The 25,816-nt window shown below is 57.6% G+C and carries 27 protein-coding genes; 18 read left to right on the top strand and 9 right to left on the bottom strand.

All coding sequences use genetic code 11. From position 1 onward, the window contains the following. Positions 1 to 153 precede the first annotated feature (153 nt). The gene (locus HDF14_RS08480; RefSeq protein WP_260698118.1) at positions 154 to 1,476 is read left to right on the top strand and encodes an APC family permease; all 1,323 of its coding nucleotides are present in this window, start codon (positions 154 to 156) and stop codon (positions 1,474 to 1,476) included. On the opposite strand, the gene glgA is transcribed toward HDF14_RS08480, so the two are convergent. Beyond that, a complete protein-coding gene (gene glgA / locus HDF14_RS08475) occupies positions 1,473 to 2,921 on the bottom strand; it encodes a glycogen synthase GlgA (RefSeq protein WP_183975425.1) in 1,449 nt (482 codons plus the stop codon). The two genes, HDF14_RS08480 and glgA, sit on opposite strands and share 4 nt — an antisense overlap. Before the next feature lie 71 nt (positions 2,922 to 2,992). Here glgA and rsmA point away from each other — a divergent pair, with 71 nt between their 5' ends. Further along, entirely contained in the window at positions 2,993 to 3,808 is an 816-nt protein-coding gene (rsmA, locus tag HDF14_RS08470) for a 16S rRNA (adenine(1518)-N(6)/adenine(1519)-N(6))-dimethyltransferase RsmA (protein WP_183975423.1), read from the top strand. Between the two features lie 31 nt (positions 3,809 to 3,839). Here rsmA and HDF14_RS08465 read toward each other — a convergent pair whose 3' ends face one another. The 3 genes from HDF14_RS08465 to HDF14_RS08455 form a co-directional block, all read right to left on the bottom strand. Then, positions 3,840 to 4,556 (bottom strand): hypothetical protein, encoded by a 717-nt coding sequence (locus HDF14_RS08465; protein ID WP_183975421.1) that lies wholly within the window; start codon positions 4,554 to 4,556, stop codon positions 3,840 to 3,842. After that, the gene (gene ruvC / locus HDF14_RS08460) at positions 4,556 to 5,062 is read right to left on the bottom strand and encodes a crossover junction endodeoxyribonuclease RuvC (RefSeq protein WP_183975419.1); all 507 of its coding nucleotides are present in this window, start codon (positions 5,060 to 5,062) and stop codon (positions 4,556 to 4,558) included. The genes HDF14_RS08465 and ruvC overlap by 1 nt, the downstream gene beginning before the upstream one ends. 71 nt (positions 5,063 to 5,133) lie before the next feature. Beyond that, entirely contained in the window at positions 5,134 to 5,904 is a 771-nt protein-coding gene (locus tag HDF14_RS08455) for a thiazole synthase (RefSeq protein ID WP_183975417.1), read from the bottom strand. Between the two features lie 389 nt (positions 5,905 to 6,293). Between HDF14_RS08455 and HDF14_RS08450 the strand changes: the two genes are divergently transcribed. Next, entirely contained in the window at positions 6,294 to 6,515 is a 222-nt protein-coding gene (locus HDF14_RS08450) for a DUF3185 domain-containing protein (RefSeq protein ID WP_183975415.1), read from the top strand. A gap of 63 nt (positions 6,516 to 6,578) precedes the next feature. Here HDF14_RS08450 and HDF14_RS08445 read toward each other — a convergent pair whose 3' ends face one another. Then, the gene (locus HDF14_RS08445; RefSeq protein WP_183975413.1) at positions 6,579 to 6,854 is read right to left on the bottom strand and encodes a metal/formaldehyde-sensitive transcriptional repressor; all 276 of its coding nucleotides are present in this window, start codon (positions 6,852 to 6,854) and stop codon (positions 6,579 to 6,581) included. 152 nt (positions 6,855 to 7,006) lie between these two features. Here HDF14_RS08445 and HDF14_RS08440 point away from each other — a divergent pair, with 152 nt between their 5' ends. From HDF14_RS08440 to HDF14_RS08370, 15 genes are all read left to right on the top strand, one after another. Continuing rightward, complete coding sequence (locus HDF14_RS08440) at positions 7,007 to 8,485, top strand: carbohydrate porin (RefSeq protein WP_183975411.1); 1,479 nt, start codon at positions 7,007 to 7,009, stop codon at positions 8,483 to 8,485. Between the two features lie 115 nt (positions 8,486 to 8,600). Beyond that, a complete protein-coding gene (locus HDF14_RS08435) occupies positions 8,601 to 9,563 on the top strand; it encodes a prepilin peptidase (protein ID WP_313899519.1) in 963 nt (320 codons plus the stop codon). A 63-nt stretch (positions 9,564 to 9,626) separates the two neighbouring features. Continuing rightward, positions 9,627 to 10,034 carry an NADH-quinone oxidoreductase subunit A gene (locus tag HDF14_RS08430; RefSeq protein WP_183975593.1) on the top strand — a complete coding sequence of 136 codons (408 nt, stop codon included), beginning with the start codon at positions 9,627 to 9,629 and terminating at the stop codon, positions 10,032 to 10,034. Then, positions 10,034 to 10,525: an NADH-quinone oxidoreductase subunit C gene (locus HDF14_RS08425; RefSeq protein WP_183975409.1), complete on the top strand. Its 492-nt coding sequence runs from the start codon at positions 10,034 to 10,036 to the stop codon at positions 10,523 to 10,525. Before HDF14_RS08430 ends, HDF14_RS08425 begins: the two co-directional genes overlap by 1 nt. Then, on the top strand, positions 10,525 to 11,802 hold the full coding sequence (gene nuoD, locus HDF14_RS08420) for an NADH dehydrogenase (quinone) subunit D (RefSeq protein WP_183975407.1): 1,278 nt from the start codon (positions 10,525 to 10,527) through the stop codon (positions 11,800 to 11,802). The genes HDF14_RS08425 and nuoD overlap by 1 nt, the downstream gene beginning before the upstream one ends. 6 nt (positions 11,803 to 11,808) lie before the next feature. Then, the gene (locus tag HDF14_RS08415; protein WP_183975405.1) at positions 11,809 to 12,111 is read left to right on the top strand and encodes a transcriptional regulator; all 303 of its coding nucleotides are present in this window, start codon (positions 11,809 to 11,811) and stop codon (positions 12,109 to 12,111) included. Then, positions 12,104 to 12,613 (top strand): complex I 24 kDa subunit family protein, encoded by a 510-nt coding sequence (gene nuoE, locus HDF14_RS08410; RefSeq protein ID WP_183975403.1) that lies wholly within the window; start codon positions 12,104 to 12,106, stop codon positions 12,611 to 12,613. The genes HDF14_RS08415 and nuoE overlap by 8 nt, the downstream gene beginning before the upstream one ends. Beyond that, a complete protein-coding gene (gene nuoF, locus HDF14_RS08405) occupies positions 12,614 to 13,930 on the top strand; it encodes an NADH-quinone oxidoreductase subunit NuoF (protein ID WP_183975401.1) in 1,317 nt (438 codons plus the stop codon). Beyond that, positions 13,930 to 16,326 carry a molybdopterin-dependent oxidoreductase gene (locus HDF14_RS08400; protein WP_183975399.1) on the top strand — a complete coding sequence of 799 codons (2,397 nt, stop codon included), beginning with the start codon at positions 13,930 to 13,932 and terminating at the stop codon, positions 16,324 to 16,326. Before nuoF ends, HDF14_RS08400 begins: the two co-directional genes overlap by 1 nt. A gap of 50 nt (positions 16,327 to 16,376) precedes the next feature. Continuing rightward, complete coding sequence (gene nuoH / locus HDF14_RS08395) at positions 16,377 to 17,438, top strand: NADH-quinone oxidoreductase subunit NuoH (RefSeq protein ID WP_183975397.1); 1,062 nt, start codon at positions 16,377 to 16,379, stop codon at positions 17,436 to 17,438. Between the two features lie 117 nt (positions 17,439 to 17,555). Beyond that, the gene (locus HDF14_RS08390; protein WP_183975395.1) at positions 17,556 to 18,062 is read left to right on the top strand and encodes an NADH-quinone oxidoreductase subunit J family protein; all 507 of its coding nucleotides are present in this window, start codon (positions 17,556 to 17,558) and stop codon (positions 18,060 to 18,062) included. Positions 18,063 to 18,067: 5 nt separating this feature from the next. Next, positions 18,068 to 18,391 (top strand): NADH-quinone oxidoreductase subunit NuoK, encoded by a 324-nt coding sequence (gene nuoK, locus HDF14_RS08385; protein ID WP_183975394.1) that lies wholly within the window; start codon positions 18,068 to 18,070, stop codon positions 18,389 to 18,391. Between the two features lie 5 nt (positions 18,392 to 18,396). Further along, a complete protein-coding gene (nuoL, locus tag HDF14_RS08380; RefSeq protein WP_183975393.1) occupies positions 18,397 to 20,421 on the top strand; it encodes an NADH-quinone oxidoreductase subunit L in 2,025 nt (674 codons plus the stop codon). 52 nt (positions 20,422 to 20,473) lie between these two features. Beyond that, a complete protein-coding gene (locus HDF14_RS08375) occupies positions 20,474 to 22,045 on the top strand; it encodes a complex I subunit 4 family protein (protein WP_183975392.1) in 1,572 nt (523 codons plus the stop codon). After that, positions 22,046 to 23,566: an NADH-quinone oxidoreductase subunit N gene (locus tag HDF14_RS08370; protein WP_183975391.1), complete on the top strand. Its 1,521-nt coding sequence runs from the start codon at positions 22,046 to 22,048 to the stop codon at positions 23,564 to 23,566. 249 nt (positions 23,567 to 23,815) lie between these two features. Here HDF14_RS08370 and HDF14_RS08365 read toward each other — a convergent pair whose 3' ends face one another. The 4 genes from HDF14_RS08365 to HDF14_RS08350 form a co-directional block, all read right to left on the bottom strand. After that, the gene (locus HDF14_RS08365) at positions 23,816 to 24,124 is read right to left on the bottom strand and encodes an ATP synthase F0 subunit C (RefSeq protein ID WP_183975390.1); all 309 of its coding nucleotides are present in this window, start codon (positions 24,122 to 24,124) and stop codon (positions 23,816 to 23,818) included. Positions 24,125 to 24,284: 160 nt separating this feature from the next. Next, a complete protein-coding gene (gene atpB, locus HDF14_RS08360) occupies positions 24,285 to 25,016 on the bottom strand; it encodes a F0F1 ATP synthase subunit A (RefSeq protein WP_183975389.1) in 732 nt (243 codons plus the stop codon). Between the two features lie 42 nt (positions 25,017 to 25,058). Beyond that, positions 25,059 to 25,487, bottom strand: coding sequence for an ATP synthase subunit I (locus tag HDF14_RS08355; RefSeq protein WP_260698117.1), 429 nt, complete (start codon positions 25,485 to 25,487; stop codon positions 25,059 to 25,061). A gap of 4 nt (positions 25,488 to 25,491) precedes the next feature. Continuing rightward, complete coding sequence (locus tag HDF14_RS08350) at positions 25,492 to 25,755, bottom strand: AtpZ/AtpI family protein (RefSeq protein WP_183975387.1); 264 nt, start codon at positions 25,753 to 25,755, stop codon at positions 25,492 to 25,494. Positions 25,756 to 25,816: the final 61 nt, after the last annotated feature.

Raw genomic sequence — 25,816 nt, 5'->3', positions numbered from 1 at the left:
CGAGTTGTAATATCTCGTTTCGATCTCAACTAGCGCCCAGCCCGTCTGAAATGTCGGACGCCGTGGAAGCTGCAGTTATTTGCGGGATGACAGCGCGGGTATGCTACTCTCCCAAAACCGATGCCAAAAAGCCAGTCTGAGCTGCCTCGCGTTTTGAACGCATCCCACGCAACCTCCATTGTCGTGGGCATCATTATCGGCAGCGGGATTTTTTTGGTGCCCAGAGAGATGATGGCGGCGGTCGGCTCGTCCCGCATGGTTTACGTCGTGTGGATCGTGGGTGGTCTGCTCTCGCTCTTCGGCGCAATGACCTATGCCGAGATCGCTGCTGCGCGACCACGCTATGGCGGCGAATACGCTTTCCTTCGCGAGGCCTACGGAGACCTTACCGGCTTCCTATATATGTGGACGCAAATCACGGTAGCCAAACCCGCATCGCTTGCTACCATCGCCGCAGGATTGGCGCGGGTGCTGGGCACCTTTGCATTCTTCAGTCTTTTCGCGCAGCCAGCCTTTCTGCATTTGTACTGGGGGCAGATCTTCGCTATCGCGGTGACTTGGCTGATTGCTGGTCTCAACATCATCGGGACGAGAAGATCCGCCAATGTACAGCTTCTGCTCACGTGGCTCAAAGGTGCGCTGATTGTCGTAATCGCAGGTTTCTGTTTCGGAGCAGCCGGCGCGCATGGATCGTGGCAAAACTTCAGCACTAACTTTACGGGAGCGCGCGGAGGCTTTACCGGTTTCATGATCGCGCTAGTCGCTGCTCTCTGGGCCTATGACGGATGGAGCGACGTCGTGACCATGGCTGGCGAGGTGCAGAAGCCACAACGGAGCATGCCGCTGGCATTGGTCGGAGGCGTTGCCATCGTCGGGGCGCTCTACATGCTGACCAATGCGGCTATTCAATATGTACTGCCCGCAGCAGCAATTGCCACTGCGGATCGACCCGCCGCCGACGCGATGCGCCTGGTCGCCGGACAATGGGGAGCAACACTGGTGTCGATCGGGATGGCAGTCAGTATCTGCGCGACCTTTGTAGGATCTTCGCTCTCCGGAGCACGTGTGCCGTTTGCAGCCGCCCGCGACGGGCTTTTCTTCAAGCAGTTGGCGCACGTTAGTTCACGATTTCAAACACCATCCGCAGCATTGATCCTCCAGGCAGTGCTGAGTTCACTGCTGCTGCTGGCCATCGGCAAGTTTCAGGCGCTCTTTTCGCTGGCCATCTTCGGTGAATGGCTCTTCTACATGCTGACCGCGAGCACGATCTTTGTGTTCCGCCATCGCGAGCCAGATGTTGCTCGCCCCTACAGCATATGGGGGTACCCGGTGCTACCCGCCCTCTTCATTCTTGCGGCGACTGTGCTGCTGGTCTTTTCATTTGCAGATCAGCCGCGGAACTCCGTCATCGGAACTGGCATCATCCTGTTGGGAGTTCCGCTGCATTATCTATTGCAACGAAGACGAACCGCCTAACTGCGATTGGTGATGACACGCTCGTAGACGCGCACATATTCGGCGGCCGGCTTGTCCCATGAAAAGTCTTGCATCATTCCCCGCAACATCATTGCCGTCCACTGCTCCTTGTTGCGGAAGGTTCCGAGAGCACGTTGAACTGCCTCGAGGAATGCGTCCGCGCTATAGCCCCAAAACTTGAAGCCATTGCCCTCGCCGTTTGGCTGTTCGTCTATAGTGTCGTCCAAACCGCCCGTCGCGCGGACGACAGGAATAGTTCCGTACTTGAGACTGTAGAGCTGGTTCAGGCCGCCAGGCTCGTAGCGGGAGGGCATAAGGAAGATATCGGCGCCGGCTTCGATCTTGTGCGCCATAACATTGTCAAACTTCACCTGCACGCGCACCTTTGCGGGATGGCGCTCGGCCATCTCTACCAACAGACGCTCGTAGTACTCTTCGCCACTACCCAGTATCACCAACACCATGTCTTCCTTCGCCAGCCGATCCATGATTTCGACAATGAAGTCGGAGCCTTTTTGCGTGGCGAAGCGGGAGACGACTCCGATAACGGCGGTGTCATCGCCGACATTTTCGAATCCAAAAGCGTGAAGCAGATCGCGGCGGCACTCCTTTTTTCCCGCGAGGTTTTGTGCCGTGTAGTGGGCCGCGATATGGGAGTCGGTCGCAGGATTCCATTCGTCAGAATCGATGCCGTTTGTAATTCCGAGGAGATCTCCGCTTCGCTTCCGAAACACTCCATCAAGTCCGTTTCCAAACTCGGTCGTCTGAAGTTCTTCGGCGTACTTCCGACTCACCGTCGTGATGGCATCGGCATACACGACGCCGCCTTTCAAGAAATCAACTTTTTCGAAGTGTTCGAGTTTGTCAACCGTATACAAATCCCAGGGCAGAAGCAGCTTTTCGATGGTTCGTGGAGAAAACCACCCCTGAAAACCGGCATTGTGAATGGTCTGAACTGTGGGAACGTGACGAAGGACTGGATCGAAATAATAGATGGATCCCAACATGATCGGAATCATCGACGCCTGCCAGTCATGCACGTGAAATACGTCTGGAACGCCGAGTATCTTTGAGGCTTCTATGACAGCACGGCAGAGAAGTCCGAAGCGTTCCGCGTTGTCGGGATAGTCGCCGGAGGGCGTGCCGTAAAATTCTTCGCGATCGAAGAATTCGGTGCAATCGACGAAATACGTCTGAACTTCTCCGGCTATACCTCCGTCAAGAATCCGAACGAAGCGGTTATACGAAGGAAACGGAATCGTGATACTAGGCAAGACAACCTTAGGCTTCGGCACAGCCTTTGCAACCTGACGATAGTAGGGCAGAAAAACACTCACACGATGGCCAAGTTTGGCCAGGGCACGGGGAAGTGCGCTCACCACATCCGCCATACCGCCCGACTTTGCCCAGGGGGAACACTCCGACGCCGCGAAAACAATATGCATACCTTCGTCCTTATCTTTCCAACCAAACCGTTAGTCTATAGAAGAGCACAGGAACAAACCGCAAACATTGGATGCAGATGAAACGTAAGCCGAAGCTGGGACAAAATTTTCTTGTCGACGACACTGCCCGTCACGCTATCGTCGATGCTCTTGGTGATCTTAGCAAGCGGACCGTTATCGAGATTGGCCCCGGTCATGGGGCGATTACCGACATTCTGGCAGGACGTTGCTACAAGCTCATTGCATTGGAACTCGACCGGGCACTTGCAGCCGAATTGACCTTCCGTTTTCGCGACCAACCGCAGGTACAGGTTCTTGAATGCGATGTGTTGAAGACAAACCTGCAATCGCTCGTGCCCACAGGGGAGACGGCGGACGTGATCGGCAATCTGCCGTACTACATCACTTCGGATATTCTGCTGCAACTGTTCGCGGTTGGGAGCGCAGGCACTCTCGCACGCGCCGTTCTGATGATGCAGCGAGAGGTGGCGGATCGTGTCTCGGCTGCTCCCGGAGTCAGGGACTATGGCTTACTCTCTGCGACGGCTCAAATGAACGCACAGGTCGACCACCTTTTTACTCTGCCGCCGTCCGCGTTCTCGCCGCCTCCCGACGTCTACTCTACAGTTTTGCGACTTCACTTCGCGCAACGGTTTACTGAGTTAGGAGTAGATCCTGAAGGGTTCAACAAATTTCTGAAGCAGTGCTTTGCACAGAAGCGCAAGACCTTGCAGAACAATCTTCGCGCCGCGGGACACACTGCCGAACAACTCTCCGCCACGTGGCCCGCCAGTATTCCAGCGCAGGCACGTGCCGAATCGCTTGCACTGGAGCCGATGGCAGAGCTTTACCGGTCTCTGTCGCAACTCGTCTTTCGTAACAACTGAACTGACTGTACCTGCAGGGCTTACTGAATCTTCAATGGCTGCCCTCAGCCGCCAGCTCCAGCATCTTTGCGGCCTTTAGTCGAACGCGCTGAATCACTGCAGTGTCGTCTGCAACTGCGGCCAGCGTCGGCGAGATCGTCCCCAACTCGATCGCATGCCCCTCCTTCACCTCATCCGCGAAGGAGTTTATCTCCGCATCGAGGCCGAGACGATCGTATCGATGCAGAAACTCCAGCTTACGGCCCTCATCCAACGTGGAGACGATTCCAAGGAAGATGTCGGTCAATGATTGAACAGTCTTGTTCTCGGAATAGTTGTAAACGCATGATCCCGACCCATCCGAACCGGCGTATGTGAGCGTCTTGGTGCCCGTATCGGCTATATTTTTAGCCTTTGAAGCGCATTCAACATTGAAGCGATTCAGTTCCCTTGCATCCTTGAAGATCTTTGCAACGGTGCCGGAGGTCAGATTGATTGGCCGGTCGACGTGTTGCGCTGCTTGGCCTCGCATCGCTGTCGGCGTTGCTGGAATCTCTGCCTGATCCGCCTGATAGGTTCCCACACCGTTCTCATGGATCCGCAGAGTGAACTGTGGGACCGGCAATCCTACGCGGTCGAACTTGAAGCTAACCTCAGGCGAACTCGTGGTGACGGGCGGAGTAGGCACTTCAGACGTTTGAGCAGTGGCCACGAAACTGAAACATAAAGAGAGTGCAGTGCCGAGCACCATGCGCGCTATTGCTCTCATCAGCGCGCGCCCTGCAGTTGAAGCGTCTGCGCAGTATGAATGTGACAGATCGCGATTGCAAGCGCATCTGCAGCATCCGCGGAGTCAAAGGCGTCTTCGTTGTTCAGCAGACGCCTGACCATGAACTGCACCTGTTCTTTAGCGGCCAATCCGTAGCCAACCACCGAGCTTTTTATCGAGAGCGGGGCGTACTCGACCACCGGCATCCCGCAGGTTGCTGCTGCCAACATCGCTACGCCCCGCACTTGGCCAAGTTTGAGCGCAGACTTTGCGTTCGCCGAAAAGAAAACTTCTTCAATAGCGATGACCTCGGGCTGATGCAGGGTCATCAGTGCCGTCAGTTCGGCATAAACCTGCGCGAGCCGTTGCGGTGTCTTCTCTTTCTTGTTGAGCCGAATCGTACCGGCAGCAAGGTGAACGAGACGCGGTATGCGGGCGTCGCAATCTACCTCCACGACCCCGTAGCCGGTAAACTCCGTTCCGCAATCAATGCCGAAGACTCGCATGGGCGAAGTTTACTGCATCTCGCGGCAGCTTCGGACTATCGAAGTTGAGTCCACCGCAGGATTGTTGCTCACTAGCGAGAAATTCCTTCAAGCGGCGAACTAGCGGTGGCATAAAGCTTGCGCGGCATTCTGCCTGCCAGAAAGGCTTGCCGCCCCGCCAAAACCGCATGCTGCATGGCTTCGGCCATCAACAAAGGGTCTTTGGCGACTGCGATTGCGGTGTTCATCAATACGGCATCGAATCCCAACTCCATTGCAACGGCAGCATCGGAGGCGGTTCCCACTCCTGCGTCTACGATCAACGGGACCTCAGTGATCAGCTCCCGCAGAATGCGCAGATTGGCCGTATTCTGCAGTCCGAGCCCGCTGCCAATGGGCGCACCGAGAGGCATGACGGCCGCTGCACCCGCGTCGATCAGCCGCTTGGCGAAGACAATATCGTCCGAGGTATAGGGCAACACGGTAAAGCCTTCTTTGACCAGTACGCGGGTCGCCTCGAGTGTCGCCTGCACGTCGGGATAGAGCGTCTGCTGATCCCCAATGACCTCGATCTTGACCCAATCCGACAGCCCCACCTCGCGCCCAAGACGTGCAGCGCGAATCGCCTCGTCCGCGGTGTAGCACCCGGCCGTATTGGGCAGCAGAAAATAGCGCCTGGGATCGATGAAATCGAGGAGAGACTCACTCGATCGGTCGAGGTTAACCCGGCGGACCGCGACGGTCACCATCTCAGCTCCCGAGGCTTCGATGGCAGCCTGGGTCTCAGCGCCATCTCTGTACTTTCCTGTACCAACGATCAACCGCGACTGAAAGGCTCGTCCTGCAATCACCAGAGGTTTCATGATTAATATCCTACCGTTAGGATGCGGGTAAAACGCAAACGGCTCGCACTCTAAAGAGAGCAGCGAGCCGTCTGGCGGTGAACTGTTGAGATTGACCTGAGGCGTCCATACTCGGACTTGGCCTCGGCGTGGACTTTCGACTACAAAGACCGCCAGGACTAGAGCTATGGACGCTCTAAGCCTCAGTCACCTCACGTATTGTTGTGCAACTACTACTGTCAATTTTCATAGGCTGGACCATCCTCCTTTCCCGTGTAAAAGCAGATTACTCCGAGGCTCGGTTGCATGCAAGTGTGCCTGCAAAGCTGCAGCGACATACATCTGCACAGGTTGTAGTCGGCATCAGAGCTGGAAGTCGCGATCCTCGCTCAAAGAAGAAAGGTCGACCTATGAAAGCAACAACCATTGTTGGAATTCTCCTTATCGTCCTTGGAATCATCGGGTACGCTACCGGCGGACTCTCGTTTACCCACGAGAAGAAAGTTGTCGACGCAGGGCCGGTTCAAATCTCACATAAAACTCAGGACACGCTCCCACTGTCTCCTATCCTTAGCACGGTGGCGTTGCTGGCTGGAATTGGTTTGGTCGTCGTTGGAGCGAAGTCCAACTGAGTCACGTTTCAGTGCAGCGATGAAGCGCTGAGTCTCGTGATGTTGAAAGACAAAGCATCTCTGTCATTTCAGATAAGCCCGGACTAGGTCGATCAAATCTTCGCCTAACTCCGGAGTTAGAGGGGCGTGTCCATCCCGCAGCAGATGCAGCCGGATATGATCCTCAAGAACCTCAGCCATCAACCCGTTGATTCCGCCACGCGCCGTCGCGAGCAGCATTAGCACTTCTGCGCAATCATGATCCTCTGAAGCCAGGGTACGATCTACGCGATCTATCTGACCACGGATTTTTTTGACTCGGTTTAGCAATTTAATTTGAGCGGATTTGGTATGAGACATTTACTCAACTCCTGTGTACCCTACCGGGGTATACTATCTCGAGGGAACAAGCAAAAACAATTCACGCCCCGGACCATCGCGCCTTCGAAAGGGTCTCATTCGCCTGAACAATTTGCATTCTGTTCACTTTCAGGCCTGAAGATAACAGTTCAATGACACGGAACCTCAACCGAAGCTGCCTGCTTGTGGGCGCGTACATCTTGTGGCTCTTAGCCCCCCTTATTCTGGCCGCGCAGGCCCCGTCCGCAACAGACACGCAGGCCCCACAGATCGACGCTCCGGCTCCCTCCGTTGAGGCGGATAAATCGACGGACCCGGATGACGACACGACGCCGACCATGTTTCCGCACTGGAAAGATTCACGTTTCCTCATCGGCGGTCAGGCGAACATTATCTTTCAAGCGCATGGGCCCTTTCACTCCCCTTATCAGGGTCCCAACAGCCTGCTACCGCGCGGCGAATACAAGACCTCTCTGCTTGGCACGCTCTATCTCGCCGCGCAGGCGATCCGTAACCCAAAGTTCGCGATGGACGGCCTCTTTGATCTTGAGTCCGCGGGTGGCAGAGGCGACAGTGAAGCCTTGGGCCTCGCGGGCTTTACCAATCTCGATGTCGTCCGCAATCCTAATCTTGGTTCGACGCCCTACATGGCCCGCGCGCAGGTTCACCAGACCATCGGCTTTACCGACAAGATGGTACCGAACACCCGAACACAGTTTTCTCTTGCCACCGAGGTGCCGGAGCGCCGCCTGGAGTTTCATGTTGGCAAGATGAGCCTACCCGACTTTCTCGACATCAACAGCATCGGCAGCGATAGCCACCTGCAGTTCATGAACTGGACCGTCGACAATAACGGCGCTTGGGACTATGCCGCCGACACTCGGGGCTACACCTACGGCGTCGTCAGCGAGTACGACGACAAAGTATGGTCCGCGCGATACGCTCTCGCACTGATGCCCACCGTGGCCAATGGCATCGATCTGGATTGGGCACTGCGCCGTGCCAGCGGACAGAACTGGGAGTTCGAGCTTCGCAAATCGCTTCTGGGCAGTCTGCAACCGGCCGAACGCAAAGGCGCTCTCCGCATCTTGAGCTACGTGAACCACGCTGACATGGGTTTGTATCGTGACGCTAATAAGGAGTTTCTTGCCGGGGTGGGCACGCGGCCAGTCATCCAGAACGTTGAGAAGTTCAGCGAGGTGAAGTACGGCTTCACCTTGAACTTCGAACAGGAGCTAACCGAGAACATACGGATGTTTGGCCGCTTCGGATGGAACGAAGGCCAGCATGAGTCTTTTGCTTATACCGAAGTCGATCAGACTGTAGAGTTTGGTGGCGACTACTCCGGCCGCAGGTGGTCCAGGCCTAACGACAAGGTCGGATTGGCATTCGTCTCGAACGCCATCAAAAAAGATCATCAGGAGTATCTGAAGCTGGGCGGCCTGGGTTTTCTCCTGGGCGACGGCAACCTGAACTATGCCCGCGAGGACATCCTCGAAAGCTACTACAACATGCACGCGTGGCGCGGACTCTACTACGCGCTTGACCTTCAGTTCATAGATCATCCCGGCTACAACAAAGACCGCGGTCCCGTGCTGGTTGAATCTGTCCGGATGCACGTGGACTTCTAGGCATAGCGCCTACCCATACTTTTTAGTGCAAAGTCTTCGATTGACGAGGCTTAGGTCTGGACTTCCGCTTTTAGCATGTTCTGTAGGCACGGTCGCAAAACCGTATACTCATTCAGTGGATACAGCTGGCATTATTCAAACCGTTTCGCTGGTCTGCATTATCGGGCTTCCAATCATCGGACTTCTCTTCGGTAGTTTTTTGAATGTATGCATTTCACGTCTTCCACAACACCAATCGGTAGTCCGCCCTCGTTCCAAGTGCCCGCAATGCGGCGCTGCCATTCGCTGGTATGACAACATTCCCATACTTAGCTGGCTTTTCCTGAGAGCACGCTGCCGCGATTGCCAGGCGGCAATTCCATGGCGTTATCTCTTAGTCGAACTTGCTGTCGCGGTTTGGTTTCTGCAAATAGCGATAAGTATCGCCAGGACCATCTCCTTCCGTGTAGCGCCCCCTCGCGATCTAGCCGGCTGGTATATCAACTTTGGGATCGAAGAAGCTGGACTTCTGATCCTCGGCTTTCTGCTCATCGGGCTTATGGTCATGGATTGGCAAACCATGACTCTCCCTGATTCCTTCACGCTTGGCGGCATTGCCATTGCGCTCTTTCTTATCTGCACGCAGGCGCTCTTCCTCGGGCCAAACGAAGATCAGGTCGTCCTGAGCAATCACCACATTCAGCTCACCAGTCCAGGCGGCGTCACGGACCACGGCAATTTATTTTTCACTGGCCCCGAGAGCCTCATCTTCGGTCGCGTAGCAGCCATCTGTGGAGCCGCACTTCTGCTTCTGCTTGTCCGTTGGGCCTATCGAGCGATCCGTCATCGCGATGGCATGGGCCTTGGCGATGTGAAGCTGCTCGCCATGATCGCCGCGTTCCTTGGCTTCTGGCCGGCGATCCTTTCGCTCTTCGTCGGAACCCTGGCTGCTGCGGTCTATGGGGCTGTTCTTTTGTCACGTGGCAGGGCTGGAGCGACCTCAAGACTCGCCTTCGGGAGCTTTCTTTGCATTGGTGGACTGGTGAGCGCATTGTTCGGTAATCATTTGATCAATATGTACATAGCATTACTTCGATAGCCGCACACCATCCCGACAATCGCTTGACACTTGCCAGCCGCAATCTTAGAGTCGAAGATGGCCATGCACAGTTACCCCTACATTTGGAACTACCTTCCACTCGTGCTTCAGGTCCTGGTCGCCCTCGGACTTGCTGTTGGCATGGTGGGCGCCTCGTTTTTCGTTGGAAAACATAAAAATTCACGCACCAAGGCCCAAGCTTACGAGTGCGGAATGGACGCGATCGGCGACGCGCGCGGCCGCTTCACCGTCCGCTTCTACATGGTCGCCATGCTGTTCATCCTCTTCGATGTCGAAGCCGTCTTCATGCTTCCCTGGGCCGTGATCTTCCGTCGCCTACCCGCCATTACCGGCTCACGCATGTTCGGCTTCTACGAGATGCTCGTTTACCTCGGTTTCGTTGCTGTAGGTCTGTTCTACGTCTGGAAGAAAGGCATTTTGGACTGGGCGAACGATAAAGGGGACCTCTAATGTACGATCCAGCCTCTGCCATCAAAGGCAAACAGGCCGTCTTCGAGGCGCATCCTGAGAACGCGGCTGTAAAGGCCCTCGCCGACCTTGCAACCGATGCCAAATTCGACCGAGGCGAACTCACCATTACTGTGGCTCGCGAGAACATCATCGCGGCGGCGACGGCGGTTCAACAAGCTGGCTACAACTTCTTTGAGGATGTCACCGCGGTCGACTGGTACCCCTCCGAGCCGCGCTTTCAGATCTCGTACAGCATTCTTTCGCACAAGTTGAAGCAGCGGATTCGCCTTGTCGTTCGACTCGATGGGGAGGGGCCTTCCCTCGACAGCATTACTTCGGTATGGCCCGCCGCCAACTTCTATGAGCGCGAAGTCTTCGACCTCTTTGGGGTTCACTTCAGTGGCCATCCCAACCTTCGTCGAATCATGATGCCGGAAGACTGGAAGGGGCATCCATTACGCAAGGACTACCCCGTGGAGGGCTACCGCTAATGACTCCCCCTGTTGAAGAACTTCCCGGAGTGACGCCTGTTAATGCTATTAACCCGGGCATTGACGACTTGATCGCCAACTCAGCGCGGAATCGCCAGAACCCTCCCCCCAGCGATCAGACCATGATCATCAACATGGGTCCGCAACACCCGTCGACCCATGGCGTTCTCCGGCTAGTCATCGAAGTCGATGGCGAGACCATCGTCGGGCTGGCCCCGGACATTGGTTATCTTCACACCGGCATCGAGAAGACCTGCGAGGCGAAGTTTTACCAGCAGGTAGTCCCCATGACCGACCGCATCGACTATCTCTGTCCCATGACCAACAATCTCGCCTACGCTCTTGCGGTTGAGAAGTTGTTGGGGCTGGAGATTCCCGAGCGTGCACAGTATCTTCGTGTCCTGTTCAACGAACTCACACGTATCCAGTCGCACCTGGTCTGGCTCGGCACCCACGCCATGGATATCGGCGCGCTCACCGTCTTCCTCTACTGCTTCCGTGAGCGCGAGGACCTGCTGCGTATCTTCGAAGCAGTAGCGGGACAGCGCATGATGACCAGCTACGTCCGCGTCGGCGGCCTCAGCGTCGAACCGCCGCGAGATATCTACGCCAAGATCCGTACCTTCCTCAAAAACTTCCCCGCGCACGTAGAGGAGTATGAAGGCCTACTGCAGACGAATCCGATCTGGATGAACCGCCTCAAGGGCGTCGGCCACCTTTCGGCAGAAGACGCAATTGCCTTGGGCGTGACCGGACCGCCTCTGCGCGCTTCCGGCGTCGACTTCGACGTCCGCCGCGACATGCCTTACTCCGGCTACGAGAAGTTCCAGTTCAACGTGCCGGTTTCGGATGTTGGCGACGTCTGGGCGCGATACATAGTCCGCATGCAGGAGTTTCGTGAGTCGGTCAAGATCTGTCTTCAGGCTCTCGACGGTCTTCCCGAAGGACCCATCGTAGCGGACGCACCGAAGATCATCCTTCCCAACCGCGAACAGATGAAGACCCAGATGGAATCTCTCATCCATCACTTCAAGATTGTGACCGAAGGTTTTGGTGTTCCTGCTGGTGAGGCGACCAGCTCCGTCGAAGCGCCACACGGCATGATGAACTACTACGTCGTCTCCGACGGAACCGCCAAGCCCTATCGCGTGCATATGCGCAACCCGGGATTCGCCACGCTGCAGGCGCTTGAAACCATGTGCAAAGGCCGTCTCCTCGCCGATGTCGTCGCCGTCATCGGATCGATCGATATCGTTCTTGGCGAGATCGACCGCTAACCTCTGATGCTCGAAGCACGCCTCAGAGCTGAACTTTGGACCTCGTGGGCTTCACTGCTTCGGTCTTACGCCGCCGCCCACGGAATGAATAGCACGCATCACGCAGTAGTCGAAGTTGGAGCTGAAGAGATTACACTTCGTGTGGCAAGCCGATGGCTTCGCTTCACGCACGAGATGATGGAATTGAGTGACGGTGGTCGTTCCACGTTCGAGATGCAGGAAGATGGAACGGTTAAACTGAACGGTATCGCCGAAGAGATGGACCTTGCCGCCGAACGGCTGGCGCGGGAGATGATGCAGAGTGAGTGAAATAGCCAATACGATCTTTTCGCCGGAGCTGGCCGCCCGCTTCGACAAACTCGTTACCATCTACCCGCTCAGGCGCTCTGCGCTCGTCCCCATGCTGCTCTACGCGCAGGATGAGGTCGGCTACGTCTCCGATGCTGTGATCGCGGAGATTGCGGAACGCATCGGCCTTCTGGAGTTGGACGTTCGCAACGTGCTTTCGTACTACTCCATGCTGCGCACCAAGCCTGCAGGCAAGTACAACGTGCAGGTCTGCACCAACATCTCCTGCATGCTCCGTGGTGGCTACGAGATCCTCGACCACTGCAAACACAAACTCGGCATCGGACATAAAGAAACGACATCGGACGGCGTCTTTTCTCTGGAAGAAGTTGAGTGCATCGGAGCCTGTTGCTGGGCACCCGCTATTCAGATCAATTACGACTTCCACGATGACCTCACGCCTGAGAAGGTGGATGTCCTCTTCCAGATGTATCGCGACGGCCAGGGAAAGGACGTGAAGTAAATGCCAACACTCGTCTCGCATCCCGATGAAGTCAAGGTAGTCTCCCGTCGCTTTGGCCAGGGTGCCGCCGACATCGACAAGTACGTTGAACTCGACGGCTATAAGGCTGTTCAGGAAGCCATCGCTAAGGGACCAGAGTGGATCATCAACGAGATGAAGGCCAGTGGTCTGCGCGGCCGCGGTGGTGCTGGATTTCCGACGGGCATGAAGTGGTCTTTCGTCCCGAAGCAATCGGAGAAGCCGAAGTACGTCTTGGTCAACGGCGACGAATCCGAGCCCGGCACTTGTAAAGATCACGTCCTCTTCCTGCACGATCCCCACTCCGTCATTGAAGGCACGATGATTGCCGGTCTCGCCATCGGCTCCAAGCTCGGCTTCATCTATCTGCGGGGCGAGTACCGCTATCTGCTTAAGATCGTCGAAAAAGCCGTTGCCGACGCTTACGCGAAGGGCTTCCTAGGCAAGAACATCTTTGGGACCGGGGTAGACTTTGACGTCATCACTCAGACGGGAGCCGGAGCGTATGAGGTTGGCGAAGAGTCTGCGCTCATGGAGTCGCTCGAAGGCAAGCGTGGGGTGCCTCGCATCAAGCCACCCTTCCCTGCAGTGGTTGGTCTTTATGGTGGGCCTACCGTCATTAATAACGCAGAGACGATCGCCAATGCCCCACACATCCTGCTGATGGGTGGCGAGGCTTACGCCAAACTTGGCAGCGAGCGAAATGGGGGCACACGCCTCTTTGGCATTAGCGGCCATGTCGAGCGGCCTGGCGTTTATGAGCTTCCCATGGGTTACTCGCTCCGTAAAGCGATCTATGACGTAGCAGGCGGCATAAAAGACGGGAAAAAACTGAAGGCCATCGTTCCCGGCGGCTCAAGCTGCCCGGTCATGCTGCCCGAAGAGATCGATGTAGGCCTGGACTTCGATCAAATGGGCAAGGCCGGCACCATGCTCGGCTCGGGCGGCATTGTGGTGCTCGACGAGACCGTCTCCATCGTCGAATTCGCTTTGCGCACCATCGCTTTTTACCAGCACGAATCCTGCGGCTGGTGCATTCCCTGCCGCGAGGGCACAGATTGGATCAAGAAGACCCTCACCCGCGTCTACAACGGCGGCGGCAACAAGAAGGATGTCGACAACGTTCAGTATCTCGCCGAAAACATGCTGGGTCGCACCTTCTGCCCGCTCGGTGACGCAGCAGCCATGCCTACCATCGCCTTCGTCAAGAAGTTCCGCAAAGAGTTTGAAGACTACATCGCAGGCAACAAGGCCGGAACCCCCATCATCACCGTAGAACAACTGGTCGGAGCACATTAATGCCAGACGTAAAATTCACCGTAGACGGCAAACAACTCACCGCCCCCGCAGGCACCTTCCTCATTGAAGCCTGCAAGACCAACGGCATCGAGGTTCCCGCCTTCTGCTACTACCCTGGCATCTCGCTGAAGGCCGCTTGTCGTATGTGTGTCGTCCGCATCGAGAAGATGCCCAAACTCCAGACCGCCTGCACCACCCCAGTCTCTGAAGGCATGGTCGTCCAGACTGAGACTCCCGAAATCGCTCAGGCCCGCAAAGCTACTCTGCAACTACTCCTCGGCAACCATCCCCTTGATTGTCCCGTCTGCGACGCTGGTGGCGAGTGCGAGTTGCAGGACATGACCTTCAAGTACGGCGCCGCCGAAAGCTTCTACGCCGAGCCAAAGCACCACCGCGAAGAGCAAAAGTGGTCGCCCGTTGTCTACTACGACCGCCCACGCTGCATCCTCTGCTACCGCTGCATCAGCATGTGCGGCGAAGGCATGGACGTCTTCGCCCTTGGCATCCAGGCTCGTGGAAGCTCTTCGGTGATTGCCCCCAACGTCCCTGCTCAGATGTCACCCGACGACCTCGCTCACGTGGACTGCGAACAGTGCGGTATGTGCATCGACGCATGCCCCGTTGGCGCCCTCACCTCTGGAACATATAGATACAAGACTCGCCCCTGGGAGATGAACCACGTCTCGACCGTCTGCACCCACTGCGGCGACGGCTGCAAGACCACCCTCGGCGTCCGCTCCACCTCCGACGGCAGCGAAATCGTCCGCGGCGATAACCGCGACAAGTCCGGAATCAACAACGATTTTCTCTGCAACAAGGGCCGTTACGCATTTGACTTCGCCAACAACGAAACCCGAATCACCCAGCCGCTCGTTCGCCAGCCTAATGGCGAACTGAAGCCGGTAAGTTGGGAGACGGCCTTCGACCACGTCGGAAAGAAGCTACGCGAACTCCGCGACACGCGCGGCGGCAAGAGCATCGGCGTCATTGGCTCGAACCGCACGACGAACGAGGAAGCCTACCTCCTGCAAAAGTTCGCGCGCACTGTCCTCGGCACCAACAACATCGATCACCACCGCACAGCCGACTATGTTTCCTTCGCGCAGTCTCTGGCCGGTAACACCGACCGCACCGCCTCGCTCAGGGACACTCTCACTGCATCAGCGATTTTGCTGGTGGGCGGCGATCCCACGATTCAGGCTCCCGGTACAGCGTGGAACATCCGCACGAATGTGCGCAACCACCGCGGTCGTCTCTACGTTGCGAACTCAGCCGAGATCAAGCTCCGCCGCCAGGCCAAGAGTTTTCTCCATCTCGCTCCGTTCGGCTACAGTGCCCTCGCCTCTTACTTCGCTGGAGACGCCGCCGCAGGCAGCGAAGCTGTAGGCGACACCGATGCTCTGACGACATTCCGCGAAGCCATCAAAGCTGAAGAGAATCTGCTAATCCTCATTGGCTCGGAGCTGCGCGGTAAAGACCTCAAGAAGCTCATCGACTTTGGCCTTACCCTCCCCGGAGCAAAGTTTGCTTTGATCTCCGACTACGCCAACTCTCGCGGCGCAGCCGACATGGGCCTGCTTCCTGATCTGCTACCCGGATACACCCCGCTCGCAGGCAACACCACGTTCGCCGAGTACAACACTCCTGCCGCTCCCGGCCTCGACATGATCGAGATCTTTGAAGCAGCGGAACGCGGCGATCTCTCGGCCCTCTACGTCGTCGGATCCAATCCCGTCTCCCGCTACGGCATCGATCCAGCCTCTCTGAAGGACACCTTCGTCGTCGTGCAGGACATGTTTCTCACTGAGACCGCCGTACTGGCAGATGTCATCCTTCCGGCGGCGAATCTCTACGAGAAATCCGGTTCTGTCACCAACAGCTACGGCGACCTTCAGCTAGTCAGCAAGGCGGGTGACCGCGCCGGTGTCCGCACCGACTTCGAGATGATCGTTCGCATCGCCGACAAGATGGGTGCGAACATGCGCGAACTGATTCCCTTCGGCAAGGGCACTCGCGCCGACATGGGCCAGTCTCGCGGTGTTCATTCCGGCGAAGCAGACCGCCATGCCGTGTGGCTCGCCGCGAACAACATGGAGCCTAAGCTCAGCCCATTCGACCCCTTCGCCATTCTCGATGAGATCCAGCGCCTGGTCCCGGGATACAACCTGCTGCGTCTCCAGTTGCTCAGTGGCAACGATCAGCATCTTCAACCTGCTGCATCCTCCAACGGCCTCGTTCAAATCGGCAGCCGCCGCGACCTCGTCCTTCCAGCGAACGATACACTGTTTACCTCGGGCACCCTGGGCCGCTACTCCACCATGCTCTCCGACCTGCAGCACAACGAGAGCCTTCGTCCTCCAACCGGACTCACCCAGATCCAACCAGCAGCCGACTAAAAACACTAAACTAGCAGACGCACACAACTATAGGAGCCCAACCGACCGCCGTGAGCCACCTCAGCCCATTTCAGACATTTCTGCTGCTCAGCATCCTCAAGGTTGTGGTGGTGCTCGTCCTCACTTTGATGGCGGTCGCCTATACAGTCCTGCTGGAGCGAAAGTTTTTGGGCCGCATCCAGAACCGCTGGGGACCCTCCCGCGTCGGGCCCTTCGGCCTGATGCAACCGATGGCAGACGGCATCAAACTTTTCCTCAAGGAAGATCTCCTGCCAATCGCAGCCGAGCGTCCTCTCTTCATCATCGCTCCCATCATCGCGCTGGCCTGTTCGCTCATCTCCATCTCCGTAGTGCCTTTCGGTCAGGTCACGCACGTCGCGGGAGTCGATATCTTTCAAATTGCCGATCTCAACATCGGCCTGTTGGTGATCCTCGGCATCACATCCATCGGCGTCTATGGAATCGCGCTCTCCGGATGGTCGTCGAATAACAAATTCGCGCTTCTCGGCAGCCTCCGCGCCACCTCGCAGATGATCAGCTACGAGCTTGCCCTCGGACTTTCATTGGTCGGCGTGGTCCTCCGCGCCCAATCTCTCAGCCTGCGTGACATCGTCAACAGCCAAAGTGCCCACGGCATGCTCAGCTGGAATGTCTTCGGTGGCTTCCAGTTCGTCGCGTTTTTTATCTACCTCATGGCTGCGTACGCCGAAACCAACCGCGCTCCCTTCGACCTTCCCGAAGCTGAATCCGAACTCGTCGCCGGCTATCACACCGAATACAGTTCCATGAAGTTCGCCATGTTTTTCATGGCTGAGTACGCCAACATGATCACCGTCGCCTGTGTGGCGAGCCTGCTCTTCTTCGGCGGCGCCTCCAGTCCTCTCGGTCATCTCCTCCCCGACAACTTCGGCGGCCCATTTCTGACCGCAGTCTTTCCCATACTCTGGTTCATCGCCAAGGTTCTGTTTTTTCTTTTGCTCTATATTTGGGTGCGCGGCACGCTGCCTCGCTTCCGTTATGACCAGCTCATGAGCTTCGGCTGGAAGTTTCTCCTGCCGCTCGCCATGGCCAATATCGTCGTCACCAGCCTGGTCATGGCTTTACGCAGTTAGCTTCACCGAAGGTAGCAACAAGCTGTTTTACAATCAGCAGATAGCCCCTAACGCTGTCTGCTCCGTTTCAAGCGTCTCAAACGATTCAAGAGATCCAAAAAGGAATCGCGGAACATCATGCAACTGGCACTCTTCCTCATCTTTGGCGGGCTGGCCGCAGCAGGAGCAATCAATCTCCTTCTGCAGCGTCACCCCATCAACAGCGCTCTCTCGCTGGTCGTCGTCATGATGTCGCTCGCCGTCCTCTACTGGTCGCTCGGAGCCGAGTTTCTCGCCGCCTCACAGGTCATCGTCTACTCCGGCGCCATCATGGTCTTCTTCGTCTTCGTCATCATGCTGCTCAACGCCGGCGAAGAAGAACGCACCCACGGCAGCCGCGCGGCCTACATTGTCGGCTTCCCAGGCGCCGCCGCGATCTTCTGCCTGCTCAGCTTCGTCTTCCTCTCAGAGCGCCACGCCCTCGGCTCCTCAAACATCGGCGGCTATCTGAACCACGTCACCAGCAACATCGCCGAGATCAGCACCCTGCTCTTCACCAAGCTTCTTCTCCCCTTCGAAGTCACTTCCATCCTGATCCTGGTCGCCATTCTCGGAGCCGTCGTGCTCGCGCGAAAGGAGCAGTAGCCGCCATGAACTCTTTTGCAGCCGCGCAAGTCCCCATCGCCGCCTACCTTATCCTCGCTGCCGCGCTCTTCTCCGTCGGCGTCGCCGCCTTCCTCATCAAGCGCAACCTCATCACCATCTTCATGTCGATTGAGCTCATGCTGAACGCCGTCAACCTCACCTTCGTTGCGTTCGCGCACATGTGGCACCAGGTCTCCGGCCAAATCTTCGTCTTCTTCGTGATGGTGGTCGCTGCAGCCGAGGCTGCCGTCGGCCTCGCCATCATCATCGCCATCTTCCGCACCCGCCAGACACTGAACGTCGATCAGATCGACCTGATGAAATCGTGACCTCTATGCCTTCTGACTACCTCTGGCTCATCCCGATCGTCCCCTTCGTTGGATTCTTAATCAACGGAACCATTGGCCGTAAGTTTCCGCGCTCGCTTGTTACCGCCGTAGCCCTCATCTGCACTGCGATTCCCGCCATCCTCGTCGCCTGGCTTTGGATCACCATGAAGGCCGATGGCGCCCCCGAAGTCCTCCGTGTCGTCAGCAAACCATGGATCGCAATCACCGGCCTACAAATCGACTTCGCCTTCACCGTCGATCACCTCACCCTCATTATGCTCGGTGTCGTCACTGGAGTAGGCTTCCTCATCCACATGTACGCTGCCGGCTACATGGCCCACGAAGAGGGTTACTGGCGCTTCTTCGCCTACCTCAACCTCTTCATGTTCTTCATGCTGGTCCTGGTCCTCGCCGAAAGCTTCCTCCTCCTTTTCGTCGGTTGGGAGGGTGTCGGCCTTGCGTCGTACCTGCTCGTTGGCTTCTACTTCACGAAGGACTCCGCCGCCAACGCCGGAAAGAAAGCCTTCATCGTCAACCGCATTGGCGACTTTGGATTCCTGCTGGCGATGTTCCTCATCGTTCGTGAGTTCGGCTCTCTGGACTTCACCCACGTCTTCCAGGCCATCAGCGTCAATCCCGACTGGAATGGCGGTGTTATCACTGCCATCGCCCTCCTTCTGGTACTCGGCGCAACCGGCAAATCCGCGCAGATCCCGCTCTACGTCTGGCTTCCCGATGCAATGGAAGGCCCCACTCCCGTCTCCGCCCTCATTCATGCGGCAACGATGGTCACGGCCGGCATCTATATGGTCGCCCGCTGCCACGTCCTCTTCGACCGCAGCCCCTACGCTCTCGGCGTCGTCGCTATCATCGGAGCCGCAACAGCCATCTTCGCCGCCTGCATCGGGATGGTGCAGCACGACATCAAGCGTGTTCTCGCCTACTCCACCGTCTCGCAGCTCGGCTACATGTTCCTGGCCTGCGGAGTCGGAGCCTACACCGCAGGCATCTTCCACCTCCTCACTCACGCTTTCTTCAAGGCACTGCTCTTTCTCTCTGCTGGTTCCGTCATCCACGCTCTCTCAGGCGAGCAGGATATGCGCAAGATGGGCGGCCTCCGCAAGCGCATCCCCGTAACGTTCTGGACCATGACGATGGGCGTCTTCGCCATCTCAGGCATCCCGCCGCTTGCCGGCTTCTTCTCTAAAGACGAGATCCTCTATCAAGCTTTTGTCTCAACCAACCCTATCGGCAAGCTGCTCTGGTTCGTGGGCCTCGTAACAGCCGGTATGACTGCGTTCTATATGTTCCGTCTGTGGTTCAAAACCTTCTTCGGACCCGAGCACTTTGAGGAACACACCGATCTCCACGCCCACGGAGCAGCTGTTCACACACACTCCGACTCCCACACCGTCATTGTCGCCGACCACGAAGACAACCACACCCACGGCGTTCACGAATCGCCCGCGATCATGACCGTACCTCTCGCCATCCTCGCTCTGTTGTCGATCATCGGCGGGTGGGTAGGAATTCCCGCCGCGATGGGAGGCCATAACGAGATCGAACACTTCCTCCAGCCCGTCTTCAGCACCGGCACAGTTGTCGAAGCCGCAACCACAAGCCCAGGCTCCGAGCTGGGACTCGCTGCGGTCTCAGTTCTCGTCGTAGCCATCGGCTTCTTCTTTGCATTCGTTTTCTACTACAAGAAGCCCGGCACCGCCGCAGCTATCGCCAGGCGCGCTCCAGCCCTCTACAACTTCGTCCTCAACAAGTTCTACATCGACGAAGTTTATAGCGCCCTCGTCATCACACCGCTGCTCATGTTCAGCCGCCTCTTCCTCGGCGGTCTCGTCGACGGCGGCATCATCAACGGCTCAGGCTCAGCCGCCGGCGCAACCACTCGAGGCTTAAGCTCTCTCGTTCGCCGCGTTCAGTCCGGAAACATTCGCTCTTACGCTGGCTGGCTCGCACTTGGAGCAGCCGCCGTCCTGCTCGTCATGATCTTTGGCCGTTCCATCTGGATGCACTAAAGAAGGACCCGCTTCATTCGGCATTTTGCTTTTGCAACACCTAAAGGAACCGATGAATATCGACCACACCATCCTGACCATCATCACCTTCGTCCCGCTCGCGGGCGCGGTACTGCTGGCCTTGCTGCCAGACAAAGGCAGGTTGATGCAATGGGGTGCTCTCGCCGTCACCCTGATCACCTTTCTCTGCACCCTGCACCTGCCCGCGTACTTCGACTACTCAGCCGCCCCAGGCACCTTCCAGTTCGAGCAGAACTCCGCGTGGATCAGCTCCCCCGCCATCCGTTATCACCTCGGCGTCGATGGCCTCTCCATGTGGCTCATCGTTCTCACCGGCTTCCTCGCCCCACTAGGCGTCCTCGTCTCATGGAACACCATCGGCGACCGCAAAAAGCTCTTCTACACCCTCTTCCTCCTACAACAGGTCGCGATGCTCGGCATCTTCGTCTCGCTCGACCTCTTCCTCTACTACGCCTTCTGGGAACTCTCGCTGGTCCCGATGGCTCTGCTCATCGCCACCTTTGGCCGCACTGCCAATCGCCGCCGAGCCGCTATCAAGTACTTCCTCTACGCCTTCATCCCTTCAGCCATCCTGCTGGTAGGCATGCTCTGGCTGTACGCGCGCACCGGCACCTTTCAGTTCCCTGAGCTCGCCCAGCTTGCCGCCACGCACAACATCTCCGGCAATGAAGCTGCCCTGTGGCTCGCCTCTCTCTCCTTCCTGATCGCCTTCGCCGTCAAAGTTCCTGTCTTCCCTCTCCACGGCTGGCTCACGGACGCCATCTCCGAAGCCCCCACCGCCGCCGTTATGGTGTTGGTCGGCAAGCTTGGACTCTACTCCATCCTGCGCTTCTCCTTCGGCATCTTCCCCGAGCAGTCCCGCCACATCGCCCCGCTCATGATTGCCCTCGGAGCCATCGGCATCGTCTATGGCGCGCTCATCGCTCTTGTCCAAAAAGACCTCAAGCAACTCGCCGCCTATGGAGCACTCGGACACGTCAGCGTTGTTGTTCTGGGCATCTTCACCTTCACCATCGCAGGTCTGGACGGCGGCATCTACGCCACTCTCAACGAAGGCATCGGAGCTGGAGCCTTCTTCATTCTGCTCGGCATCCTCTTCGAGCGCTACGGCACCTACGACATGCGCGACTACGGAGGTCTCGCAGCAAAGCTTCCCTGGATGGTGACTCTCTTCGTGATTACCACCCTGTCCGTCATCGGCCTTCCCATGCTCAACGGCTTCATCGGCGAATTTCTCGTCCTCACCGGCGCCATGCAGTCAACCGTCACCCACCACATCGGCTGGACGGTTCTCGGCACCACCGGCGTCATCCTGACCGCCTCTTACATGCTCTGGATGATTCAGCGTGTCTTCTATGGCGACCTGAATGAGAACACCGCAGATGTCCCAGTCCCCGACGTCACCGGGCGCGAGCATCTCGCTCTCTGGCCCCTCATCGCAGTTATGCTGGCCATGGGCGTCGCATCCCCTTATTGGCTACGAGCCATCGACACGGCCGGAACCTACCTCGCGCAGGATCCCCAGCCCGTTGAGCCTGCCGCTTCCTTGAGCCCGACTGATGCCCAGCCGCAGATACCCGCCGCCCAGGAGGCCACGAAGTAAATGTCATCCAACGTTCTGGCCCTCCTTCCCGAACTCATCCTCACCCTCGTCGGCGTCTTCGTCATGCTGACAGAGCCATGCCTGAAGCCTGGCTCCAGCCGCAAACCTCTTGGCTGGCTTGCCATCGCCGGCGCCGTCGGGTCTCTCATCGCCAGCTGGTACCAGATTCAGTTCGGCACCATCCATGCCTTCTCCGGCACGATCCAGGTTGACGCCTTTTCCGTCCTCTTCCACTTCGTCATCGCGTCGGTCGTCCTAGTCACTCTCCTCGGCTCATTGGACTTCTTCGAAGGCAACGCCAGCCACGCCGGCGAGTACTTCGCCCTGACCCTCTTCGGAGCCGTCGGCATGATGCTGATGACCTGTTCGGTCGAGCTCCTCATGGTCTTCGTTGGCCTCGAGATCTCGTCCATCTCGACCTACATCATGTGCGGCTTCCGCAAGGGCCAGGCCACCGGCACCGAATCCTCCATCAAATACTTCCTGCTGGGCTCCTTCGCTACCGCTTTCTTCCTCTACGGCGTAGCCCTGGCCTTCGGAGCCACCGGCTCCACCAACATATACGCCATTGCCCACGGCCTCGAAACCACCGCGACTCCAGCCCTCGCCTTCACGGCATTAGCCCTGATTATCATCGGCCTCGGCTTTAAGGTCTCGGCTGCCCCCTTCCATGTCTGGACTCCCGATGTCTACCAGGGCGCACCAGCACCGGTTGTCGGCCTCATGTCGACCGCTCCCAAAACCGCAGCATTCGCCGTGCTTCTCCGCATCACCTTCACTAGTTTCCCTCTCTACCAGCATCGCTGGGCGATCCTGATGTGGGTTCTTGCTGCCCTGTCGATGACCGTCGGCAACCTCGGTGCACTGATGCAGCGCGACGTCAAGCGCATGCTCGCCTACTCCAGCATCGCCCACGCCGGCTACCTGTTAGTCGCCTTTACCGCGTTCCCCTTCGACGGAATCGCCGCAGCCTGCTTCTACACTGCCACCTACGCCGCGATGAACGTCGGTGCCTTCGCGGTTGTCACCCAGGTCGCCGGCTACGATGAGCGCGCTCGAACCATCGACGACTTCACCGGCCTCGGCCAGAAGCGCCCCTATCTCGCCGCACTGCTCAGCTTCTTCCTGCTCTCCCTTATCGGAATCCCCTTCACTGGCGGATTCTTCGGCAAGTTCTACGTCTTCTCCGCGGCTATCCACGGCGGCAACATGTGGCTCGCCGTCATCGGCCTGCTCAACAGTGGCGTGGCCTGCTTCTACTATCTTCGCCTGCTAGCCGCCGTCTATACCCGGCCCGGCAGCGAGAGCACACGCCTCAATCAGCTTCGACGCATCAGCGTCCCTGCAGCGATCGGTATTGCGCTTGCCGCAGTGGCGACGGGTGCTCTCGGCATCCTGCCTGGCGGGGCCGTTTCTTTCGCTGAGTATGCGAGCCACTCGACCTTGATCGAACAAGGTCGACAGGAGTGCGCTGCCTCCCCTGACAGCTGCAACCTCCAGCTGAATTACGACGTGAAATAACATTCTGCTGCCGGACGGGCCCGCTGCGGTCACTTCGTGACGCGTGTACCAGCTCCGGCGGACCAAGCTACAGTTGTCCTCCCGTTGGTCGGAATTATGATTGCCGACCAGCGGGAGGCCCAGCCGAAGGGGTATACAAGTCACGAAGTGACCGCCCCGCGCGCAGCGGGGCCGTCCGGCAGGACACCCAATCAAAAAAGAAAAAGCCCCCGCAGAAGCGGAGGCCATTCCCAACAACAATCTAGAAGCTTACTGAACCTTCAAGAAGATGATGACGAAGGTAAACAGCGCGAGCGATTCAATAAACGCAAGGCCGAGAATCAGGAAGATAAAGATTCCAGGACGAGCGCCCGGGTTGCGCGCCAGCGCTTCGGTTGCCGACGCGGTCGCCTTACCCTGACCGAGACCGCAAAGACCAGCAGCCAGCGCCATGCCAAGACCGGCAGCCAACGGAACCCACTGGGCTCCGGGGCTTGGAGCGGCAGCGCCCTGCGCAAAAGCCGGCGTCGCAAAAAGCAGCGCGGCCAACGACATAAACAGATATTGCAACTTCTTCATGGTGTTACTCCTGCCTCCGTGGATACGCCGCCAGTGGGTGGTTGATGCTCACCGTGCTGGCACCCTCACGCTATGCGGCGTTGTTGCACACTGCGAGAGGAGGCCCCAACGCAGCGAAACTTAGTGGCCGAAAGCTGGAAAGCCTTGGCCATGCGAAGCACTAGTGGTCGTGCGCCGTTGCCAGCGAGAGATAAATCGCCGCAAGCAGAAAGAACACATAAGCCTGAACCACGGCAACGCCAAGGTGCAGTCCAAGAAAGATCAGCGGAATTCCTACCGGCACCAACGAAAAGAAGGCCAGCGTTACCAAATCGCCCGCAAACATATTGGCGTAAAGACGAACCGTGAGGGACAGAACGCGCGCAAGGTGCGAGATGAGTTCAATCGGCAGCAGCAGCGGGTACAACCACCACACCGGCCCCAGAAACTGTTTGATGTACGCCCAGCCATTCTCCCGAATACCGTGGTAGTGGTAGTAGACGAAGGTAACAAGCGCAAATCCCAGAGGAACGACCGCATACGCAGTCGGTGACTTCAACCCTGGAATAATCCCCATCAGGTTCGCCAACAGGATGAACAGACCCAAAGCCGTCAGGTAGCTTGTGAACCGCTCGGACCCGTGCCCGATAATCTGCGATCCCTGCTCCGAGACAAACTCATGGGTAATCTCCGCCAGATGCTGCACACCGGCAGGCTTCTCGACGCTCAGCGTCATCCGCACCAGAATGAAGTAGGCGATCAGCACCAGAAACACCAGCAGCTCCATCGCAAACGCATCCGTAATCGGATACGCCGGATACTTCGGCTGCACGTGCAGCGCCTGCAGAAACGAGGTCGTAAACGCACCGAAGTGCTGATTCAAAAATTGGGTGAAGAGTGTCTGTGTCGGCATAAAAAATAAGCTTCTGCGAAACGTAATCTGCGAACGCCCGGCCTAAACCGTCCACGCTTTCATAAGCCTCAAACCCTCGACCGTCAGTGCAAACACACCCAGAGCGAGGCCAGCGGCAAGCGCGTAGACCGAACCATTCAGAATCTTAAGGCTAACATAAAGCAGCACCACGGTCAGCCCCAGTCGCAGGAAGAAACCGAACAAAATCAGTCCCATCGGCTTCGCTTTCCCCCCGCCGTCCATCCTCACCATCACGGCAGTCATCAGCCGCAACCACTCGAACAAGCCCGACCCCGAGATCAAAGACCCTACGAGCAGCAAAACCGCAGATTGCCACCCCATCTTCCACCACACCACTGGCGCTGCAACCACAGTAATCACTACCAGCAACCGCATGGCGCTCCAGATCGTCCGCTTGAAGTCCGCGTCACTGAAGCTCTCCAACGTTCTCACAAAATCGCCCTCGCCCAACCCGTTATCCACGCTTGATGTACCGCGAAGCCGTCCTGAAGATCTGCACGAAACCCGCCGCAGCCCCCAGTAAAATCCCCACAATCGAAATCCAGCTTTGATGAAAGTGCCGATCCAGCCAACTCCCCACCAGCCACCCGATCACGCACCCAGCAGGCAGCGCAATCGCCAGCTGAATCATCGACTCCGCCTTCACCAGCTCGCCCAGCGCACCCTTCCCTCCGCCGCCCGCGCCATTCCCGCTCTTCCCTGCTCCCTCATCCGCCATAGCAGGACTATTACACCACGCACGCCCCCTGATGGCACACTTCTCTCTCGATAAGAACCTC

It is taken from the genome of Tunturiibacter gelidiferens (assembly GCF_014201335.1).
Lineage (GTDB): Bacteria > Acidobacteriota > Terriglobia > Terriglobales > Acidobacteriaceae > Edaphobacter > Edaphobacter lichenicola_E.
The sequence above is the reverse complement of the archived record's forward strand: the minus strand, read 5'-3'. Positions and strand labels throughout refer to the sequence as shown.

Coding starts and splice junctions, on each gene's coding strand:
- nuoK (WP_183975394.1), top strand. CDS start 18,068: ATGAACTCTTTTGCAGCCGCGCAAGTCCCCATCGCCGCCTACCTTATC.
- HDF14_RS08450 (WP_183975415.1), top strand. CDS start 6,294: ATGAAAGCAACAACCATTGTTGGAATTCTCCTTATCGTCCTTGGAATC.
- rsmA (WP_183975423.1), top strand. CDS start 2,993: ATGCAGATGAAACGTAAGCCGAAGCTGGGACAAAATTTTCTTGTCGAC.
- HDF14_RS08415 (WP_183975405.1), top strand. CDS start 11,809: ATGCTCGAAGCACGCCTCAGAGCTGAACTTTGGACCTCGTGGGCTTCA.
- HDF14_RS08350 (WP_183975387.1), bottom strand. CDS start 25,755: ATGGCGGATGAGGGAGCAGGGAAGAGCGGGAATGGCGCGGGCGGCGGA.
- HDF14_RS08445 (WP_183975413.1), bottom strand. CDS start 6,854: ATGTCTCATACCAAATCCGCTCAAATTAAATTGCTAAACCGAGTCAAA.
- nuoL (WP_183975393.1), top strand. CDS start 18,397: ATGCCTTCTGACTACCTCTGGCTCATCCCGATCGTCCCCTTCGTTGGA.
- HDF14_RS08465 (WP_183975421.1), bottom strand. CDS start 4,556: ATGAGAGCAATAGCGCGCATGGTGCTCGGCACTGCACTCTCTTTATGT.
- glgA (WP_183975425.1), bottom strand. CDS start 2,921: ATGCATATTGTTTTCGCGGCGTCGGAGTGTTCCCCCTGGGCAAAGTCG.
- HDF14_RS08425 (WP_183975409.1), top strand. CDS start 10,034: ATGTACGATCCAGCCTCTGCCATCAAAGGCAAACAGGCCGTCTTCGAG.
- HDF14_RS08370 (WP_183975391.1), top strand. CDS start 22,046: ATGTCATCCAACGTTCTGGCCCTCCTTCCCGAACTCATCCTCACCCTC.
- nuoF (WP_183975401.1), top strand. CDS start 12,614: ATGCCAACACTCGTCTCGCATCCCGATGAAGTCAAGGTAGTCTCCCGT.
- HDF14_RS08400 (WP_183975399.1), top strand. CDS start 13,930: ATGCCAGACGTAAAATTCACCGTAGACGGCAAACAACTCACCGCCCCC.
- HDF14_RS08365 (WP_183975390.1), bottom strand. CDS start 24,124: ATGAAGAAGTTGCAATATCTGTTTATGTCGTTGGCCGCGCTGCTTTTT.
- nuoD (WP_183975407.1), top strand. CDS start 10,525: ATGACTCCCCCTGTTGAAGAACTTCCCGGAGTGACGCCTGTTAATGCT.
- HDF14_RS08455 (WP_183975417.1), bottom strand. CDS start 5,904: ATGAAACCTCTGGTGATTGCAGGACGAGCCTTTCAGTCGCGGTTGATC.
- HDF14_RS08390 (WP_183975395.1), top strand. CDS start 17,556: ATGCAACTGGCACTCTTCCTCATCTTTGGCGGGCTGGCCGCAGCAGGA.
- atpB (WP_183975389.1), bottom strand. CDS start 25,016: ATGCCGACACAGACACTCTTCACCCAATTTTTGAATCAGCACTTCGGT.
- ruvC (WP_183975419.1), bottom strand. CDS start 5,062: ATGCGAGTCTTCGGCATTGATTGCGGAACGGAGTTTACCGGCTACGGG.
- HDF14_RS08375 (WP_183975392.1), top strand. CDS start 20,474: ATGAATATCGACCACACCATCCTGACCATCATCACCTTCGTCCCGCTC.
- HDF14_RS08440 (WP_183975411.1), top strand. CDS start 7,007: ATGACACGGAACCTCAACCGAAGCTGCCTGCTTGTGGGCGCGTACATC.
- HDF14_RS08430 (WP_183975593.1), top strand. CDS start 9,627: ATGCACAGTTACCCCTACATTTGGAACTACCTTCCACTCGTGCTTCAG.